This window comes from Campylobacter sp. CNRCH_2016_3089 (assembly GCF_025772505.1).
Taxonomy (GTDB): Bacteria; Campylobacterota; Campylobacteria; order Campylobacterales; family Campylobacteraceae; genus Campylobacter_D; species Campylobacter_D lari_D.
Genome location: NZ_JAKMSF010000004.1, coordinates 46,991 through 63,594 on the forward strand (window position 1 = coordinate 46,991; position 16,604 = coordinate 63,594).

At 32.4% G+C, this 16,604-nt stretch carries 26 protein-coding genes; 1 reads left to right on the forward strand and 25 read right to left on the reverse strand.

Annotation, left to right across the window (positions count from 1 at the left end; genetic code table 11):
* Positions 1 to 359: 359 nt before the first annotated feature.
* Positions 360 to 986 carry a methyl-accepting chemotaxis protein gene (locus tag L8W69_RS09365; protein WP_263665375.1) on the forward strand — a complete coding sequence of 209 codons (627 nt, stop codon included), beginning with the start codon at positions 360 to 362 and terminating at the stop codon, positions 984 to 986.
* 16 nt (positions 987 to 1,002) lie between these two features.
* Here the strand turns inward: L8W69_RS09365 and map are convergent, their stop codons facing one another.
* From map to rpsS, 25 genes are all read right to left on the reverse strand, one after another.
* Complete coding sequence (gene map, locus L8W69_RS03520; protein ID WP_263666451.1) at positions 1,003 to 1,758, reverse strand: type I methionyl aminopeptidase; 756 nt, start codon at positions 1,756 to 1,758, stop codon at positions 1,003 to 1,005.
* An 89-nt stretch (positions 1,759 to 1,847) separates the two neighbouring features.
* Positions 1,848 to 3,215: an L-serine ammonia-lyase gene (locus tag L8W69_RS03525; protein ID WP_263664497.1), complete on the reverse strand. Its 1,368-nt coding sequence runs from the start codon at positions 3,213 to 3,215 to the stop codon at positions 1,848 to 1,850.
* Positions 3,216 to 3,226: 11 nt separating this feature from the next.
* The gene (locus tag L8W69_RS03530; RefSeq protein ID WP_133319191.1) at positions 3,227 to 4,510 is read right to left on the reverse strand and encodes an aromatic amino acid transport family protein; all 1,284 of its coding nucleotides are present in this window, start codon (positions 4,508 to 4,510) and stop codon (positions 3,227 to 3,229) included.
* 98 nt (positions 4,511 to 4,608) lie between these two features.
* Entirely contained in the window at positions 4,609 to 5,637 is a 1,029-nt protein-coding gene (locus L8W69_RS03535) for an NADH:flavin oxidoreductase/NADH oxidase (protein WP_263666452.1), read from the reverse strand.
* 160 nt (positions 5,638 to 5,797) lie between these two features.
* Positions 5,798 to 6,349: a ribonuclease HII gene (locus tag L8W69_RS03540; RefSeq protein WP_263662692.1), complete on the reverse strand. Its 552-nt coding sequence runs from the start codon at positions 6,347 to 6,349 to the stop codon at positions 5,798 to 5,800.
* The gene (locus L8W69_RS03545) at positions 6,349 to 6,822 is read right to left on the reverse strand and encodes a DNA-deoxyinosine glycosylase (protein WP_263664498.1); all 474 of its coding nucleotides are present in this window, start codon (positions 6,820 to 6,822) and stop codon (positions 6,349 to 6,351) included. The genes L8W69_RS03540 and L8W69_RS03545 overlap by 1 nt, the downstream gene beginning before the upstream one ends.
* A gap of 54 nt (positions 6,823 to 6,876) precedes the next feature.
* Complete coding sequence (locus tag L8W69_RS03550; protein ID WP_220567003.1) at positions 6,877 to 7,524, reverse strand: ferritin family protein; 648 nt, start codon at positions 7,522 to 7,524, stop codon at positions 6,877 to 6,879.
* Between the two features lie 85 nt (positions 7,525 to 7,609).
* Positions 7,610 to 8,641 (reverse strand): type II asparaginase, encoded by a 1,032-nt coding sequence (locus L8W69_RS03555; protein WP_263664537.1) that lies wholly within the window; start codon positions 8,639 to 8,641, stop codon positions 7,610 to 7,612.
* Positions 8,642 to 8,755: 114 nt separating this feature from the next.
* Positions 8,756 to 9,496 (reverse strand): glutamate racemase, encoded by a 741-nt coding sequence (gene murI / locus L8W69_RS03560; protein ID WP_258107768.1) that lies wholly within the window; start codon positions 9,494 to 9,496, stop codon positions 8,756 to 8,758.
* Positions 9,497 to 9,537: 41 nt separating this feature from the next.
* A complete protein-coding gene (gene secY / locus L8W69_RS03565) occupies positions 9,538 to 10,800 on the reverse strand; it encodes a preprotein translocase subunit SecY (RefSeq protein WP_133319135.1) in 1,263 nt (420 codons plus the stop codon).
* Positions 10,800 to 11,192, reverse strand: coding sequence for a 50S ribosomal protein L15 (gene rplO / locus L8W69_RS03570; protein WP_263664500.1), 393 nt, complete (start codon positions 11,190 to 11,192; stop codon positions 10,800 to 10,802). The genes secY and rplO overlap by 1 nt, the downstream gene beginning before the upstream one ends.
* Before the next feature lie 3 nt (positions 11,193 to 11,195).
* Entirely contained in the window at positions 11,196 to 11,639 is a 444-nt protein-coding gene (gene rpsE, locus L8W69_RS03575; protein ID WP_039617161.1) for a 30S ribosomal protein S5, read from the reverse strand.
* Between the two features lie 16 nt (positions 11,640 to 11,655).
* Positions 11,656 to 12,012: a 50S ribosomal protein L18 gene (gene rplR / locus L8W69_RS03580; RefSeq protein WP_039617157.1), complete on the reverse strand. Its 357-nt coding sequence runs from the start codon at positions 12,010 to 12,012 to the stop codon at positions 11,656 to 11,658.
* Between the two features lie 9 nt (positions 12,013 to 12,021).
* Complete coding sequence (gene rplF, locus L8W69_RS03585; RefSeq protein WP_220567001.1) at positions 12,022 to 12,558, reverse strand: 50S ribosomal protein L6; 537 nt, start codon at positions 12,556 to 12,558, stop codon at positions 12,022 to 12,024.
* Positions 12,559 to 12,636: 78 nt separating this feature from the next.
* Entirely contained in the window at positions 12,637 to 13,032 is a 396-nt protein-coding gene (gene rpsH, locus L8W69_RS03590) for a 30S ribosomal protein S8 (RefSeq protein ID WP_039617152.1), read from the reverse strand.
* A gap of 12 nt (positions 13,033 to 13,044) precedes the next feature.
* Positions 13,045 to 13,230: a type Z 30S ribosomal protein S14 gene (locus L8W69_RS03595; protein WP_012660824.1), complete on the reverse strand. Its 186-nt coding sequence runs from the start codon at positions 13,228 to 13,230 to the stop codon at positions 13,045 to 13,047.
* Position 13,231: 1 nt separating this feature from the next.
* Positions 13,232 to 13,777, reverse strand: coding sequence for a 50S ribosomal protein L5 (rplE, locus tag L8W69_RS03600; RefSeq protein ID WP_133319134.1), 546 nt, complete (start codon positions 13,775 to 13,777; stop codon positions 13,232 to 13,234).
* Position 13,778: 1 nt separating this feature from the next.
* Entirely contained in the window at positions 13,779 to 14,006 is a 228-nt protein-coding gene (rplX, locus tag L8W69_RS03605; protein ID WP_012660822.1) for a 50S ribosomal protein L24, read from the reverse strand.
* Positions 14,006 to 14,374 (reverse strand): 50S ribosomal protein L14, encoded by a 369-nt coding sequence (gene rplN, locus L8W69_RS03610; protein WP_012660821.1) that lies wholly within the window; start codon positions 14,372 to 14,374, stop codon positions 14,006 to 14,008. Before rplN ends, rplX begins: the two co-directional genes overlap by 1 nt.
* Positions 14,374 to 14,625 carry a 30S ribosomal protein S17 gene (gene rpsQ / locus L8W69_RS03615; protein WP_039617148.1) on the reverse strand — a complete coding sequence of 84 codons (252 nt, stop codon included), beginning with the start codon at positions 14,623 to 14,625 and terminating at the stop codon, positions 14,374 to 14,376. Before rpsQ ends, rplN begins: the two co-directional genes overlap by 1 nt.
* A gap of 9 nt (positions 14,626 to 14,634) precedes the next feature.
* Positions 14,635 to 14,820 (reverse strand): 50S ribosomal protein L29, encoded by a 186-nt coding sequence (gene rpmC / locus L8W69_RS03620; protein WP_012660819.1) that lies wholly within the window; start codon positions 14,818 to 14,820, stop codon positions 14,635 to 14,637.
* The gene (gene rplP / locus L8W69_RS03625) at positions 14,807 to 15,232 is read right to left on the reverse strand and encodes a 50S ribosomal protein L16 (RefSeq protein ID WP_012660818.1); all 426 of its coding nucleotides are present in this window, start codon (positions 15,230 to 15,232) and stop codon (positions 14,807 to 14,809) included. Before rplP ends, rpmC begins: the two co-directional genes overlap by 14 nt.
* A 2-nt stretch (positions 15,233 to 15,234) precedes the next feature.
* Positions 15,235 to 15,936 carry a 30S ribosomal protein S3 gene (gene rpsC, locus L8W69_RS03630; RefSeq protein WP_039640499.1) on the reverse strand — a complete coding sequence of 234 codons (702 nt, stop codon included), beginning with the start codon at positions 15,934 to 15,936 and terminating at the stop codon, positions 15,235 to 15,237.
* Position 15,937: 1 nt separating this feature from the next.
* On the reverse strand, positions 15,938 to 16,312 hold the full coding sequence (rplV, locus tag L8W69_RS03635; RefSeq protein WP_039617143.1) for a 50S ribosomal protein L22: 375 nt from the start codon (positions 16,310 to 16,312) through the stop codon (positions 15,938 to 15,940).
* Positions 16,313 to 16,321: 9 nt separating this feature from the next.
* Positions 16,322 to 16,603, reverse strand: coding sequence for a 30S ribosomal protein S19 (gene rpsS / locus L8W69_RS03640; protein ID WP_039664929.1), 282 nt, complete (start codon positions 16,601 to 16,603; stop codon positions 16,322 to 16,324).
* Position 16,604: the final 1 nt, after the last annotated feature.

The window sequence follows — 16,604 nt, forward strand, 5'->3', positions numbered from 1 at the left end:
TCATACCTATATCTTTACTTGAAAAACTAAGTGCAAATCTAGCGGGAGAACATGCGAATTTAAGTGCAAGATTAGACATTGATAAAAAAAGTGAATTAGCTACAAGTGCTGGCTATATTAATTCTTTCATACAGATAGTGCAAAATTCAGTTTTAGAAGCCATACAAACTGCAAATTCAAGCCACAAAAGCTCACAAAAACTTTCCCAAAATGCTGAAATTTTACAGCAAAGTTCACTTTTACAGCATGAGCAAATTTCTAATGTCCATGAAATAAGTTCTGTTTTAGAAAGTCATATAGACTTAACTCAAAATCTAGCTAAAAATACTATAAAAGATATGCATGATATGCAAGAAGTTATGGGAGAAGTTGAAAAAACACTTAAAGAGTTAGTAGAGCTTATATTACTAAGTGGAGAAAAAGAACAAAGTGTTTTAAGTGCTATGGATATACTAGTACAAAGTGCTGATAGTATTGTAGAAGTTACAGCAGCTATTAAAGATATAGCCGATCAAACTAACTTGCTAGCTTTAAATGCAGCTATTGAAGCAGCTCGTGCAGGAGAACATGGTAGAGGCTTTGCTGTTGTTGCTGATGAAGTTAGAAACTTAGCTGATAAAACTACAAAATCTTTAGTCGCTATAGAAACTACTGTAAGAACTATAGTACAACAAATCAATGACAACAAAAGCTTGATGGATGGAATTCATCAATCCATGAGTGATACTTCCAACAAAGCTAATATCTTACAAGGTGAAGTCGGTGCTTCTATAGAAAAATTAAAAACAAGTATCCATTCTACTAAAATTATGGAAGAAAAAAGTGATGAGTCAAAAGCTAAAATGAATGAGTTAGAACAAAATGTAGAAAAAGTGACTGAACTTGCAAATTGTGTTAAAAACTATTCACTCGAGCTAACACAAATTTCACAAGATGTTTTAGAAAATGCCTCTAAACTTTCAGAAAAACTAAAAACATTTGAGTAAGAAAGTTTAAACTTTCTTACTTAGATAAAATATCTGCTTTGCCATTTATAATTGCAACACAATGCTCATAATGAGCAGCATTTAATCCATCTTTGCTTCCTGCTTCCCAATTACCTTTTAAATGTATTGGTGTGCCATCTTTTTGACATACCATAGGCTCTATGCAAAATACCATGCCATTTTTGATTTTAGGTCCACTTTTTGCACTAGCACCTGGTTCTAAATAATTTGGAATTTCAGGCTCACCGTGTGGCTTTTTACCTATACCATGACCACAATAACCTTTCAAAGGTACAAATCCTCTTTTAGCGATAAACTCGCCAAGCTCATATGAAAGCTCTTTAAAACGCATACCTTCTTTGATAATATCTATAGCATAATACAAAGCATCTTTAGCACAAGCAATCAAAACCTCATCAGTGGCTGAAATTTGACCTATAGGTATAGTCCTTGCTGCATCTCCATAATATCCATCTATGCAAGTACCCACATCAAGCCCTAAAATATCGCCTTCTTTTAAAATACGCTCATCCCCTACACCATGAATGCAAGCTTGATTAAGCGAGATACAAATACTGCCTGGAAAACCATATAAGCCTTTAAAAGATGGTTTTGCACCATGATCAAGTATAAATTCTTCTGCTTTAATGTCAATTTCTTTTAAGCTCATACCCGGAACTATAATGCCCTCTAGATAGTCAAGCGTTCTAGCTACAAGTTCATTTGCCTTGCGTAGTTTTTCTATTTCTGCTGGTTTTTTGATTTCTATCATTTATATTTTCCTTAAAATTTTTAAAAATTTAGCATTTATGCGCTTTTAAAAGCTTTAAGGAAAAACCTTAAGTTTTAAAACTTAAGGTTTTAACATACACTTGTAAGATTAGTAGCTAGACCACCTAAAGAAGTTTCTTTGTATTTTGAGTTCATGTCTTTGCCGGTTTCATACATAGTTTTTATAACCTCATCAAGACTTACTTTTGGAGTTGATTTTCTACTCATTGCCATTCTAGCAGCTGAAATTGCTTTAATCGCTCCAAAGGCATTTCTTTCTATACAAGGAATTTGCACTAAACCACTTACTGGATCACAAGTTAAACCTAAATGATGCTCCATTGCAATTTCAGCAGCATTACAAGCTATCTTTGCATCAAAACCCATTACAGTAGCCATAGCTCCTGCTGCCATAGAACTTGCACTACCAATTTCAGCTTGACAGCCAGCTTCAGCACCACTTATACTTGCATTTTTCTTATAAAAAGAGCCTATTAACATAGCAGTAAGTAAAAAATTAATGGCTTTTTCATCGTTAAAACCAATAGTATGATTTTTAAGATAAAGCATTACAGCAGGCACAACAGCACATGCGCCATTAGTTGGTGCAGTTACCACTCTAGCTCCACTTGCATTTTCCTCTGCAATAGCAATAGCATATAAAGAAATAAAATCAATAATTCCTAAAGGATCACTTGTCATAGCCAAACGCTCATTAAGTCCTTTGGCGCGGCGTTTTAAATGTAAATTCCCTGGAAGAAAATCTGAGCTTGGATGAATACCATTATAATAAACTTCTTGCATTACTTCCCAAATTTCTAAACAATAAGCTCTAATTTCTTCTTTAGTGTGAAATTGAAGCTCATATTCATAAGAGAGTTTTGCTAGATCCCATGAATTTTCTTCGCAAATTCTTAAAGCATCGCTTGCGTTATTAATATCAAGTTCTAATTTAGTATGTTTTTGCTCACAAGCTCCGTCTTTGTGTTTTTGAAGTTCAGCTTCACTCATAACAAAACCACCACCTACTGAATAATAAATTTCTTCAGCAATGATTTCTCCATTTTCATTATAAGCACTTATTTTCAATCCATTTTCATGCAAAGGTAAAAAGTCTTTTTCAAAAATCAAATCTTTATCATAATCAAAATTTAATTCTTTTTGAGCATCTAAAACCAAAATTTTATCTTGCAAAATTTTATTAAACACACGATCTTGCAAAGCAACATTTAATTCTTTTGCTCTTAAGCCACTCAACCCCCATATAATAGCTTTATCACTTAAATGGCCTTTACCAGTAAGCGATAAAGAGCCATAAAGTTTGATTTGAATTTTTGTAATTTGTGTGATTTTATCTTTGATTTTTTCACAAAACATATTCCCTGCTAGCATTGGTCCTAAAGTATGAGAAGATGAAGGACCGACACCAACTTTAAATATACTTAAATTACTACTCATTCATCAGCACCTTAAAAAGTATAAATTACAGTGATGATTGTCAAAATACCTGTGATAAACACAAATGCATCTAAAGCTTTGTTTTGGAATTTTTTCATTTTAGATACAGTGTAAATTGCAATCATAGGCATTAAAAACAAGATTGCGGCAATGATTGGACCACCTAAGCTTTCAATAAAACCTAAAATACTTGGATTTACATAAGCAGTAATTAACATAACAATATACATTACCAAAGTTGAATAAACTGCGATTTTTTTCAAATCCGGATTATCATTACCTGCTAATTTGCAACATTTTCTAACTATACCATAAGCACCTTCCCTAGCACCAAAATAATGCCCAAAGAATGAACTAGAAATTGCTAAAAATGCGATTAGTGGACCACCATAAGAAATAAATGGATTATCAAGTTTATTAGCAAAATAAGAAAGTACAGGTATGTTTTGTGCTCTAGCTTCAGCAAGTTCTGCAGGAGTTAAAGAAAGCACACAAGATACCACAAAAAACATTACAAAAGCAAGTAACATTACAGAAGTTCTAAATAACACTTGATTTGCTTTTTGTACTGAATTTTCAGGATACTGTCTTTTTACACTTAAAGAAAAAGTAGAAATCGCTGGTGAGTGATTAAATGAAAACACTAAAACCGGTAAAGTTAGCCATACTATAGTAATAAATTCTTTTGTTCCAGGAATAGCACTAAAACTTTCAAACGACCATTGCGGGATAAGATATAAAGAAAATAAAAATAAAATAGCACATAAAGGATATACAAGCCACTCACATACTTTGGTAATTAATTCTTCACTAAAAAGCATAATAAGCATAAAAATACTTACCAAAACAAAAGCAAAAAGCGCCCTATAAAAAGGAAGTAAATTAGCTATAGTTTTTCCTTGCTCATTTACACTTGTTTGATACATAGCACTAATTGCGTTTGCGAAAGAACCATTTGGATCTAAAAGTGGTAAGAATTGGTTATAAATAAAACTCTCAAAAGTATTAGTTATACCTACACAATATGCTAAACAAATTGGGAAAATTGCAAAGAAATAAAGCACAGAAATAAAAATACTTACTTTTCTACCAAAATACTCTTCAGCCGCATGAGTAATATCTTTATCATTACCATTTGCTTGACATACAAAACGACTTAAGGCTCTATGGCTTAAATACACCATTGGAAAAATAATCAAAGCCATTACAACAACTGGCCAAAAACCACCAACACCTGCTTTAATAGGTAAAAATAAAATCCCCGCACCAACTGCAGTCCCAAAAAGAGAAAGCATCCAACGCGTATCAAAAGAATTCCACTTAAGATTATCCACATTTTCTCCTTGTAAAAAATAATAAAAAAAGCTTTTACCTAAAAACTTTTTGTATTATTTTACAAATATGCTCTTGAGTAGTTTGGCGTGATTTTTTCCCTTTCATTTAAAGCAACTGCGGCTTCATTTGCAAAATTTGGATTTCTTAATAATTTTCTACCATAACAAACTAAATCACACACCTCACCCAAAAGCAAAGCCTCACCTTCGCTAGCACTATTTATAAGACCCACGCAAGATATAGGAATTTTAACAACTTCTTTTAAAGCCTTAGCATAAGGAGCTTGGTAAAGTGGTGCTATATTTGGCACTAAAGAAGGTTTGTTGATATTTCCACCTGCTGAAATATCTAACATATCAACGCTTAAATTTTCTAAAATCAAGGCAAGTTTTTTACTATCTTCCAAATTCCAACCACCCTCTTGCCACTCTGTAGCTGAAATTCTTACAAATAAAGTAATATCAACTTCTTTTTTTATACGCTTAATGATATCACACAAAAGACGCGCTCTATTTTCAAAACTACCACCATATTCATCATCTCTTTGATTTGATAAAGGAGATAAAAATGAACTAAGCAAATACCCATGAGCACTATGAAGTTCTATCGCATCATAGCCTGCTTCTTTAGCTCTTTTAGCACTTTGGATAAATTCTTGCTCTATTTGTAAAATTTCATCTTTACTTAAAACATGAAGTTTAGAAAATTTTTCACTAAAAGCGATATTACTTGGGGCTTTTGATATAGCTTGTTTGCATGAATTTTTACGACCACTATGATTTAGTTGGATAGCAACTTTAGCACCAAAATGATGACAAAGATCGACAAGCTCCTTATGTCCTCGAATTTGAAAATCTCCCCAAAGGCCTATATCATTATCAGCAATTTTTGCATTTTCATTAATCGCACAAGCTTGAACTATGATAAGCCCAACACCACCCAAAGCTCTAGCTCCATAATGTATCAAGTGAAATTGATTAATCTTACCATCTAAAACTTGTGTTTCATACATATCCATAGGAGGCATTACGATGCGATTTTTTACATAAAAATTTCCAATCTTTAGCTCACTCAAAAGTAAAGACATAATACCCCTTAAAATATTTTTTATATTACTATAATAGAAAAAAATTAATTTTTCTTAAAACATAGAGTATTTTAGACCAATATTATAATTTTTAATAGATTATTATTAAAAAAATAGTTTTTAATTATATTTTTTCATTATTAAAACTACAAAACACAATCTAATCAAATAAGCTTTTCTCAAAACACTTTAACATAAAGCTTTTGCGATGCAAAGGTGAATAACCAAATACTTTAATCTTTTCTATATGAGCTTTTGTACCATAACCTTTGTGTTTATCAAAATCATAATGATTATATAATTTAGAAAAATAACACATTTTTTGATCACGACTTACCTTAGCTAATATACTAGCGGCTGAAACTTCTTGCACTTTCATATCAGCTTTAATCATAGTATTAATACCCAAAACACCATAATTTAAATTTCCATCATATAAAATCTCATCTTGGTTAAAATGTTTTTTTATTATCTTTAAGCCCAAATTTAAACACTGACTAAGTCCTAAAATATCAATTTGCAAAGGTGAAAAAGCAAGGATTAAAAAATTTGAATTAGAAAGAATTTGCTCATATAATTCTTCTCTTTTTTTTGCACTTAATTTTTTAGAATCAGCTAAACCATCAATATTTTTTAAAAGCTTGCAAGCTGCCAAGTGCATATCTCCAGCTAAAGCTCCACGCCCAGCCTCATCTACTCCAACTAAAGCCATTATTTTTCCTTTATAGTAGTATATTTTTCTACTAAATTTTCTAAAGAATAATTTATATTGGCAGGTGAGCTTGAAGGAAGTTCAAAAAATTCTTGCTCAGGATAAAATTTAGCAAAATATTTACTTGCAACTTTACCTAATACACAAATTTTTTCTATATTTGCCTTATCTAAAATAATACTTATATCATTTGCTTTGGCATAAGAAATAGTTTTATCATCTGAATTTTTTATCTTACAACTTGCTATAACATCCCAAAGTGCTATATGATTTGCTTTTAAAAAAGCCTTTTGCTCTTGCACTGTTTTTAACTCACACTCAAATAATATTTCAAAAATACGCCAAAAACGATTTTTACTATGTTGATAATAAAAATTTTCTTCTCTTGATTTAATAGATGGAAAAGAACCTAGTATCAAAACTTTTGAGTTTTCATCAAAAAAAGGTTCAAAAGGATGAGTTAGAATTTGCATATTAGGCCTTGATAAAAATAAAATATTTTATCATTTTTATCAAGATTTTTAAAATTATCCTAAAAATTCTCGTTTGAAGTATTCTTTTGGAGCTTTACACAAAGGACAGGCATTTGGTGCTTTTTTACCACGGTGTATATGCCCACAAACTTCACAAACCCATAATTCTTCTACCTCTGAATTAAAGAAATCTTCTTCTTCAAGCATTTTTTTAAGTGCTAAATATTCTCTTTCATGCTCAATTTCTACTTTACCAATAGCAGTAAATAATCTTGCTATGTTTTTCTTGCCTTCATCTTCTGCAATTTGTGCAAAATTTGGATACATGGTAGTATGCTCGTAATTTTCACCCTCTGCTGCACAGATTAAATTTTTAGCAGTTTCTTCTAAAGCTTTACCATCTACTAATTCATGATAAGCTTTAAACTCAGCTCTTGCATGCCATTTTTCATTTTCTGCAGCTTCTCTAAAATGCTTTGCAATAGCATGCCAACCTTCTTCTTGAGCAATATCTGCAAATAAATCATATTTGTTTCTTGCCATAGATTCACCTGCGAAAGCTTTCATCAAATTTATGGCTGTTAAATCTTTAGTAATGCACTCCATTTCTTGACCACAGCAACTAAGCTTTCCACCACCTACATTTTGCACTTCTACTTCATTGCCGCATTTTTGGCATTTATAGCTTTCATATTGTCTCATTTAATATCCTTGTGATTAATTTAAGTAAGATTTTGATTGAAAAACTCACCCAAATGTTATTGTAGCATTTGGGTGCTAAAAGATTTTAGTATTTTAAGAAATATTCTTGAATTTTCTTAGGATCACTTGTTTTAGTTAAAGCAAGCATTAACAATACTCTAGCTTTTTGAGGACTCATATCACCTGTATCAATAAAACCAAGTTTTGCATCAGTATCACTTACTGCAACTCTACCAGCTACTACGCGTGAGCTTACCGCTACATTAAGACCTTTTTTAAGCAATTCTTTTAATACATCTTTTTGATAATCATGAATACTGCCAGCACCTGTTCCAGCTACAACTATACCTTTAGTTCCATTTTCAAACAAAGCTTTTGCTGCAACACCGCTACCATCATTTGCATAACTATAAAGAATATCTACTTTTGGCAATTCTTTTAGCTTGCTAACATCAAATGGAGATTTTTTAGTGTGTAATTTTGTATTAGTATTGTAGAAGAATGCTTTTCCATCTACTATATAACCCATATCACCCATATCCGGTGAACTAAATGCATTTACATTTAAACTATGAGTTTTCATAACGCCTCTAGCGCTTTGAATTCTATCATTCATAGCCACCATTACGCCTTTATTTTTTGCTTGTGGATCTGCTGCTAACGCTACAGCGTTGTAAAGATTTTTAGGACCATCTGCACTAATTGCAGTTGATGGGCGCATTGCACCAACTAAAACAACAGGTTTATCGCTTTTTACGGTTAAATTTAAGAAATATGCAGTTTCTTCCATGGTATCAGTACCATGAGTAATCACAACTCCATCTACATCAGATTTTAAAAGCCTATTGACTTCTTTAGCAAGTTTTAGCCAAATTTCATTTGTCATATCTTTACTATCAATATTTGCAATTTGATCCCCGCTAATTACTGCTAAATCTTGAATTTGAGGCACTGCTTTAATCAAAGCATCAACCCCTAAAACACCAGCTGTATAACCTGTTGTAGCTACCGAACTATCAATCGAGCCTGCAATAGTTCCACCTGTAGCTAAAATTGCAACTTTTGGTTTTGCTTCCAAAATTCCTGCTCCTAAACTTAGTGCCATAGCTGCGCACATTAACATTTTTTTCATGTTAGTCCTTTCATTAGAAATGATAAAAATTATAATGCAACTATGTTTAAATAAAAATAAATTATTAATATAAAAAATACTTTAGTAAATATTCATTAATTAAAGCCATAAATTTGCAATTTTTTTTAGTTTTTCCACATCGCTTGAAGCATAAAATTGAATGTTAGCTTCTTCTTGGATTGATGTTAAGTTAAATTCTTGTTGCAATTGCAAAGCTATAGCCTCGCCTGAATGAATAAGTTTTGTATTTTTGCCAAAATACTCTTCCAAAGAATGGGCGATTAAAGGAAAATGCGTGCATGCTAAGATTAGAGCATTAGGATAAAATTTAAGCTTATTAAAATAATACTCAAAAGCAGCTTTTAAAAAATCTCCTTGAAAAATCCCTTCTTCAACCATAGGTACAAAAAGCCCAGTTGCTTTTTCTTCCACTTTTAAAAAACCTTCTTTGATTAAAGCTTGCTTATAAGCGTGAGAATCCACGGTAGCTTGTGTTGCAATAACTAATATATTAGAGTTTTTATCTTCTAAAGAGTTTTTAACCGCTAAAACCCCTGCTTCTATAACTCCAAGAACCGGAAATGGTGCATTTGCTTTTAGAATTTCTAAAGCATGCGCGCTAACTGTATTACACGCAATAATAAGCATATCGACTTTTTTTTCTTTGAAAAACTCTAAAGCTTCTAGGGAAAATTTAATGATAGTTTCTTTATCTTTAACCCCATAAGGTACCCTTGCGGTATCTCCATAGTAAATATATTCTTTAAAAAGTTTTGCTTGAAGTAAAGATTTTAAAACACTAAGCCCACCTACACCGCTATCAAAAACGCCTAGTCTCATCAAAATCCTTAAAAAGAGAAGAAAGTAGAAAATCTACTTTCTTATAAGCCTACTGCACTTAAGGTTTGGTATTTATTCATATAAATTTGAGCTTCGATTTTTCTCATTGTATCAAGCGCTACTTGAACTACGATCAAAACAGAAGTTCCACCAAAATAAAAAGGCACACCAAACAACTTCACAATAAGCCATGGTAATGTAGCTACAAGCCCTAAATAAATAGAACCTGACAAGGTAAGTCTTGATGCTACTTCATTAAGATAATTTGCAGTTCCTTCACCTGGTCTAATACCTGGTATGAAACCGCCTTGTCTTTTAAGATTTTCAGCTATATCTTTTGCATTAAATACAATTGATGCATAAAAATACGCAAAGAAAATAACAAGTAAGAATGTTAAAAAATGAAAGAAAAATCCATTTGGATTTAAAAAGTCATAAATTTTTAACACATACTCATTTGTACTTGTTTGCAAAATAGTGCTTGGAAACATCAAAATCGCACTTGCAAAAATAGGAGGAATTACTCCACTTAAATTTATTTTAATAGGTATGTAATTCATAATGCGTTTGTTTTGATTTTGCATGATTACTTTTCTTGAGTAAGAAATAGGAATTCTTCTTTCTCCAAGCTCTACTACTATAATAGCCCAAATAGTAAGTAAAATTACAACTAAAATAGCAATGATAGTCAAGAAATTCATCTCACCTGTATTTACCAAATTTACTGTTCCACTAATTGCACCTGGAATTGTAGAAACAATACCGCCAAAGATGATCAAAGAAATACCATTTCCTATACCGCGTTGAGTGATTTGCTCACCTATCCACATTAAAAGCATGGTACCTGCAAGCATAGAAATAGCAGAAAGTGCAATAAAAGTATTCATATCAATCATAATAGCTGACTGACCTGCTTTCCCATGAAGACTTTGCAAGCCTATAGAAACGCCTATACTTTGTATCAAAGTGATAGCTATAGTAGCATAACGGATAATTTGCATATATTTTTGCATACCATCGCGTTCTTTTTTCATCTTTCCTATGTTAGGAAAAGTTGCCGCTAAAAGCTCCATAATAATCGAAGCAGTAATATAAGGCATAATGCCTAGAGAGATGATACTAAGTCTTTCAGCAGCACCCCCACTAAACATATTAAACAAGCCTAATGCATTAGATGCATTAGAATCAAAAAATTCCTTGATAACACTGACATTAACCCCCGGAACTGGAACATAAGCTAATATTCTATAAGCAAATAAAAAAGCTAATGTTATGAGAATTTTATTTGTCAATGCTTTATTCATTATTTTTGTCCGCTAAAAGTGATCTTCTCGTCTTTAATTTTACTAGCAAGATCTTTAGCACTTGCTCCAATAAGCTTAATTTTATTTACATTTTTTGAAAGCTTATGAATACTATTGATTGTTTCAAATGTAATTTCGCTAAGCTCTTTGATTGCTGTGATTTTTTCAACATTAATCACATAAGGTTTTTCAAATTTAGAAGTAAAGCCTACTTTTGGTAAGCGTCTTTGAAGTGGTTGTTGACCCCCTTCAAAACCTCTTTTTTCGTTATAACCTTTTCTAGCAGTTTGGCCTTTTCCACCTTTAGTAGAAGTTTTTCCCATACCACTACCTTGACCACGGCCTATTCTTTTGGTTTTATGTGTTGAACCTGGTGCTTTTGTTAAATTCATTGATTATCCTTTAAGCATTGTAAGTGCTTTGATAGTAGCACGCACAACATTTGCTGAATTATTTGAACCTAAAGACTTAGTTAAAATGTCTTTAATACCTGCAAGTTCCACGATAGGACGTGTTGAACCACCTGCAATAACCCCTGTACCTTCGCTTGCTGGTTTAAGTAAGATTCTACTTGCGTTGTATTTTACTTCTACATCATGAGGTATAGTTGAACCTTTTGTTTTAACTTCAACAATGTTTTTAAAAGCATCATCAACTGCTTTTCTGATAGCATCTGGAACTTCTTTAGCTTTTCCATAGCCCACACCAACTAAACCTTTTCTATTTCCAACGATAACTAAAGCAGTAAATCTAAATCTTCTACCACCTTTAACAACCTTAGTAACCCTGCCGATATCGACGATTACTTCTTCAAATTCTTCTCTATTATATTTTTCCATCGATCTTCCTTTTGGGTTATAGTTTGATTCCGTTTTCTCTTAGTGCTTCAGCTAATGCTGCAATAACACCATGGTATAAATAACCATTTCTATCAAACACTGCTTCTTCTATGTTTTTAGCTTTTAAAACTTTTGCAAATTCAGCTGCTATTTTTTTAGCACCTTCTTTATTTGCTTTAACACCAATTTTTCTTCCATCTACTGCTGCTAAAGTTACTGCTTTAACATCATCGATAGCTTGGATATATAAAGTTCTGTTTGATTTAAAAACAGAAACTCTTGGAAGAGCTTGTGTTCCTGAAATTTTTGCTCTAATTCTTTTTTTTCTTTTAATTCTTAAAGATATTTTTCTTTTTAATACATTTGCTCTCATATTCTATCCTTACTTCTTAGATGTCTTACCAGCTTTGCGGATAATACGCTCATCTGAATATTTAACACCTTTTCCTTTGTAAGGCTCAGGTGGTCTAAATTCACGAATTTGAGCAGCAACTTGACCTACCACTTGTTTATCACTACCTTTGATAATAACATTATTTTTATCAACGGTAATTTCTATGCCTTCTGGAATAGCATAGTTGATAGGATGAGAAAAACCTAAAGCAAGTTCAAGAACTTTACCTTTTAATGCAGCTTTATAACCAACACCATTGATTTCTAAAGTTTTGCTAAAACCATCAGTTAAACCGATGATGATGTTTTGAGCTAAAGCTCTATAAGTTCCCCAATAAGCTCTACTTTGTCTATCTTCACCTTTAGGAGAGAAAAGAATTTGTGCTTCTTTAATCTCAACATTAACATTTGCTTTTGTATCAAGCTCTTTTGCTAAATTTCCTTTTTTGAATTTTAGCAAGTTACCTTCTAATTTTACTTCTACTCCACTTGGAATAGCAACTGGTTGTTTACCTATACGAGACATTCATTTTTCCTTTTTACTTGTCTACGATATGACTACTTTATAAGAATGGATACCGAATACCATAAAAAGTAGAAACTCTTACCAAATAGTACATAAAACTTCGCCGCCAACGCCTGCTTTATAAGCTTCGTCGTTAGCTAAAACACCTTTTGAAGTGCTTACTACGATAGTACCATAACCGTTTTTAAATCTTTTGATCTCATCTTTGCCTTTATAAACACGACGACCAGGTTTAGAAATACGCTTAACTTCATTAATTACGCTTTTGCCTTTTTCATCATATTTTAAAACTACATTGATGAATTTCTTTTTATCCTCTTCAATAACATTAAAGCTTTCAATATAGCCTTTAGCTTGGAAAATTCCAAGTAAAGCTTCGATAACTTTAGAATGCAAAAGTTGAGTAGTCTCTAATCTTCTCATCCCTGCATTTCTAATTCTTGTTAGTGAATCTGAAATTAAATCATTTATCATGGTTCTTTCCTCTTACCAACTTGCTTTTTTAAGACCAGGAATTAAACCTTCATTTGCCATTTTTCTTAAGCAAACTCTACAAATTCCAAAATCTCTATAAACTGAATGTGGTCTTCCACAAATTTGGCATCTAGTATACCCTCTAACACTAAATTTAGGTTTGCGGGCAGCTTTTGCAATCATTGATTTTTTAGCCATATTACTTTCCTTTTGCAAATGGCACGCCAAATAATTCTAATAATTTTTGTGCCTCTTTATCTGATTTTGCTGTTGTAACGATAGAAATGTTCATACCATGAGTTCTTAAGATTTTATCATATTCAACTTCTGGGAACATTAACTGCTCATCTAAACCAAAGTTATAGTTTCCTCTTCCATCAAAACCATCTCTTGGAAGACCTCTAAAGTCTTTAACACGAGGAAGAGCTATAGTAATAAGCTTATCTAAGAAAGCATACATATTGTCTTTTCTTAATGTTACCATTACACCTACTGGGAAGCCTTCTCTTACTTTAAAACCAGCAACTGATTTTTTAGCTTTTGTGATAACTGCTTTTTGCCCAGCGATCAATGAAATAGTATCTGCAACATTTTGTAATACTTTTTGATCTTTTGCCAATTCCCCAGCACCTACACTGATTACAACTTTTTCAATAAAAGGAACAAGCATAGGATTTTTAATATCAAATTCTTTAACTAAAGCAGGTTTGATATTTTGAGTATATTTTTCTTTCAATCTCATCATCTTATTCTCCTGCCTTTGCTACATTTGAAATATCCATTGGCATTTCTTTATTGATAAAACCGCCATTTGGATTTTTATCACTTGGCTTAACAGCTTTTTTAGCGATTTTACAACCCTCAACAATTACTTTATTTGTCTTAGGAAATACTGCTAAAACTTTACCTGTTTTGCCTTTGTCATCGCCTGCGATAACTTTTACCATATCATTCTTTTTAATTTTTAATTTCATTACAACACCTCCGGTGCTAGTGAAACAATTTTCATAAAGCCACCATATCTTACTTCACGACCTACTGGTCCAAAAATACGCGTTCCGATAGGCTCTCTTTTAGCATCAAGAATAACTGCTGCATTTTCATCAAAACGAATTAAAGAACCATTGTCTCTATGAATTTCTTTTTTAGTTCTAACGATAACTGCTTTTACTACTTGACCTTTTTTAACTTTACCATTTGGTAGAGCTTTTTTTACAGATGCAACGATTACATCACCAACAGTAGCGTATCTTCTTTTGCTACCACCTAAAACCTTAATACACATTAATTCTTTTGCACCGCTATTATCAGCAACTGCAAGCCTAGTAAAACTTTGAATCATTACTCAACTCCTGCTGATACTATAGTTTTTAAGCGAAATGATTTTCTCTTAGAAAGTGGTCTACATTCAATAGCAACTACAGTATTTCCCACTTTAAGTTCATTTCTTTCATCATGAATTAAATATTTTTTAAAGCGTTTTACGATTTTTCTGTATTTTGGGTGAACCACTTTTCTTTCAACCAAAATTGTTGCTGTTTTATCTCCAGCAATTTGAACAACAACGCCTTGAATTTCTCTTTTAAATGCCATTTTCTATCCTTATTTTAAAGCGCTAATTGCAGTATTGATTCTAGCGATGTCTTTTTTAACTTCGCTAATCTCTTTAGGATTAGTTAGCTGCATTGTTTTTAGCTTTTGTCTTAAAGTAAATAAAAGCACCTTTTTTTCTTTTAGCATTGTTGCAAGCTCACCTGCTGTTTTATCTTTAATCTCAGTATATTTCATTTTGGCTCTCTCTTGTAACAAACTTAGTTTTAAATGGCAATTTATGCATCGCTAAAGTTAAAGCTTGTCTTGCCATTTCTTCATTAACCCCTGCCATTTCATAAATGATACGACCTGGTTTAATGTTCATTACCCATTCCTCAACTGCACCTTTACCTTTACCCATACGAGTTTCCAAAGGTTTTTTAGTTAGAGGTTTATCTGGGAAAACTCTAATCCAAGTTTTACCTTGTCTTTTTACAAAACGAGTTAAAGCAATACGAGCTGCTTCGATTTGACGTGAATTGATACGGCCAGCTTCAGTTGCTTTTAGGGCAAAATCACCAAAAGTAAATTCAGTCCCTCTGTTGGCATAACCTCTGTTACGCCCTTTCATCATTTTACGATATTTTGTTCTTTTTGGCATTAACATGATTATTTACCTCTTCTTGCTCTTCTAGTTTTTTTAACTGGAGCGTTTTCTTCGGTTTTTTCAGGTTGAACACCCTTTTGTAAAACTTCACCTTTGAAGATCCATACTTTAATACCTATATTTCCATAAGTAGTATGTGCTTCTGCAAAACCGTAATCGATTTTTGCTCTTAAAGTGTGAAGTGGAACACGACCTTCTAGGTACCATTCAGTTCTTGCCATTTCAGCACCACCCAAACGGCCTGAAACTGAAACTTTAATCCCTTTAGCACCTGCTTTTTGCGCTCCTTGAATTACTTTTTTCATTGCTCTTCTAAAAGCAATTCTTTTTTCAAGTTGAGTAGCAACACTTTCAGCTGCAAGCTGAGCTGAAGCACCTGCTTTTCTTTCTTCTTTGATATTGATATTAACTTCTTTTTTGATTAAATCTTGAAGTTCTTTTCTTAAAATATCAACATCACTACCTTTTTTACCAATAATAATCCCTGGTCTTGCAGCTACAACAGTTACTCTTAATTTTTTCGCTGTTCTTTCTACAAGAATTTGGCTAATTCCTGCATAATAAAGTTTTCTTTTTAAAAAAGTTCTGATTTTATAATCTTCACCAATATTTTCTGCTAAATTAGCTTTTGTAGGAAACCATCTTGATTCCCAATTTCTATTAATTCCTAGTCTTAAACCAATCGGATTTACTTTTTGTCCCATATTAGCTTTCCTTTTTCACTGATGCTTTTTTAGCTTTTGTAGTTTTTTCAGCACTTGCTTCTACTTTACTAACTTCTACCAAAATGTGTGAAGTTGGCTTTCTAATACGACTAGCACTTCCTCTAGCTCTTGGTCTAAATCTTTTTAAAACCGCACCAGCATCAACACGACAACTTGAAACAACAACTTCATTTGCTTCAAATCCGCCATTTGCTACAGCACTTGAAATAGCATTTGCTATAAATTTAGCACCTTTATTTGGCATAAATTTCAAACTAGCTAATGCAAGCTCTGCATTCATACCTTGAACTTCTCTAGCAATCAATCTCGCTTTAGTTGGAGATAATCTTATGAATTTAATTAACGCTCTACTCATAAATCTCCCTTACTTACCTATTTTTTTCTGAACAGAGCCTTTATGACCCTTAAATGTTCTAGTAGGTGCAAATTCACCTAATTTGTAACCGATATGATTTTCAGTAATATATACTGGGATAAAGCTTTTTCCATTATGAACATTAAAAGTTAAACCTATCATATCAGGTATAATAGTGCTGCGTCTTGACCAAGTTTTAATTGGCTTACCATCGTTAGCTTTTTTAGCAGCGATGACTTTTTTCATTACATGGTCATCAACAAAAGGACCTTTTTTTAGTGACCTAGCCATC

Bases quoted from the DNA above. Each gene is read 5' to 3' on its own strand.
- murI (WP_258107768.1), bottom strand. From the start codon at position 9,496: ATGAGACTAGGCGTTTTTGATAGCGGTGTAGGTGGGCTTAGTGTTTTA.
- L8W69_RS09365 (WP_263665375.1), top strand. From the start codon at position 360: ATGGGAGAAGTTGAAAAAACACTTAAAGAGTTAGTAGAGCTTATATTA.
- rplV (WP_039617143.1), bottom strand. From the start codon at position 16,312: ATGAGTAGAGCGTTAATTAAATTCATAAGATTATCTCCAACTAAAGCG.
- L8W69_RS03540 (WP_263662692.1), bottom strand. From the start codon at position 6,349: ATGGCTTTAGTTGGAGTAGATGAGGCTGGGCGTGGAGCTTTAGCTGGA.
- rpsC (WP_039640499.1), bottom strand. From the start codon at position 15,936: ATGGGACAAAAAGTAAATCCGATTGGTTTAAGACTAGGAATTAATAGA.
- rplE (WP_133319134.1), bottom strand. From the start codon at position 13,777: ATGATGAGATTGAAAGAAAAATATACTCAAAATATCAAACCTGCTTTA.
- secY (WP_133319135.1), bottom strand. From the start codon at position 10,800: ATGAATAAAGCATTGACAAATAAAATTCTCATAACATTAGCTTTTTTA.
- L8W69_RS03545 (WP_263664498.1), bottom strand. From the start codon at position 6,822: ATGCAAATTCTAACTCATCCTTTTGAACCTTTTTTTGATGAAAACTCA.
- L8W69_RS03530 (WP_133319191.1), bottom strand. From the start codon at position 4,510: ATGCTTTCTCTTTTTGGGACTGCAGTTGGTGCGGGGATTTTATTTTTA.
- rpsE (WP_039617161.1), bottom strand. From the start codon at position 11,639: ATGGAAAAATATAATAGAGAAGAATTTGAAGAAGTAATCGTCGATATC.
- L8W69_RS03525 (WP_263664497.1), bottom strand. From the start codon at position 3,215: ATGAGTAGTAATTTAAGTATATTTAAAGTTGGTGTCGGTCCTTCATCT.
- rpsQ (WP_039617148.1), bottom strand. From the start codon at position 14,625: ATGGCATTTAAAAGAGAAATTCAAGGCGTTGTTGTTCAAATTGCTGGA.
- L8W69_RS03555 (WP_263664537.1), bottom strand. From the start codon at position 8,641: ATGTGCGCAGCTATGGCACTAAGTTTAGGAGCAGGAATTTTGGAAGCA.
- rpsS (WP_039664929.1), bottom strand. From the start codon at position 16,603: ATGGCTAGGTCACTAAAAAAAGGTCCTTTTGTTGATGACCATGTAATG.
- rpsH (WP_039617152.1), bottom strand. From the start codon at position 13,032: ATGATAAATGATTTAATTTCAGATTCACTAACAAGAATTAGAAATGCA.
- rplP (WP_012660818.1), bottom strand. From the start codon at position 15,232: ATGTTAATGCCAAAAAGAACAAAATATCGTAAAATGATGAAAGGGCGT.
- map (WP_263666451.1), bottom strand. From the start codon at position 1,758: ATGATAGAAATCAAAAAACCAGCAGAAATAGAAAAACTACGCAAGGCA.
- rplN (WP_012660821.1), bottom strand. From the start codon at position 14,374: ATGATTCAAAGTTTTACTAGGCTTGCAGTTGCTGATAATAGCGGTGCA.
- rplX (WP_012660822.1), bottom strand. From the start codon at position 14,006: ATGAAATTAAAAATTAAAAAGAATGATATGGTAAAAGTTATCGCAGGC.
- L8W69_RS03550 (WP_220567003.1), bottom strand. From the start codon at position 7,524: ATGAGACAATATGAAAGCTATAAATGCCAAAAATGCGGCAATGAAGTA.
- rpmC (WP_012660819.1), bottom strand. From the start codon at position 14,820: ATGAAATATACTGAGATTAAAGATAAAACAGCAGGTGAGCTTGCAACA.
- rplR (WP_039617157.1), bottom strand. From the start codon at position 12,012: ATGAGAGCAAATGTATTAAAAAGAAAAATATCTTTAAGAATTAAAAGA.
- rplO (WP_263664500.1), bottom strand. From the start codon at position 11,192: ATGAATTTAACAAAAGCACCAGGTTCAACACATAAAACCAAAAGAATA.
- L8W69_RS03535 (WP_263666452.1), bottom strand. From the start codon at position 5,637: ATGTCTTTACTTTTGAGTGAGCTAAAGATTGGAAATTTTTATGTAAAA.
- L8W69_RS03595 (WP_012660824.1), bottom strand. From the start codon at position 13,230: ATGGCTAAAAAATCAATGATTGCAAAAGCTGCCCGCAAACCTAAATTT.
- rplF (WP_220567001.1), bottom strand. From the start codon at position 12,558: ATGTCTCGTATAGGTAAACAACCAGTTGCTATTCCAAGTGGAGTAGAA.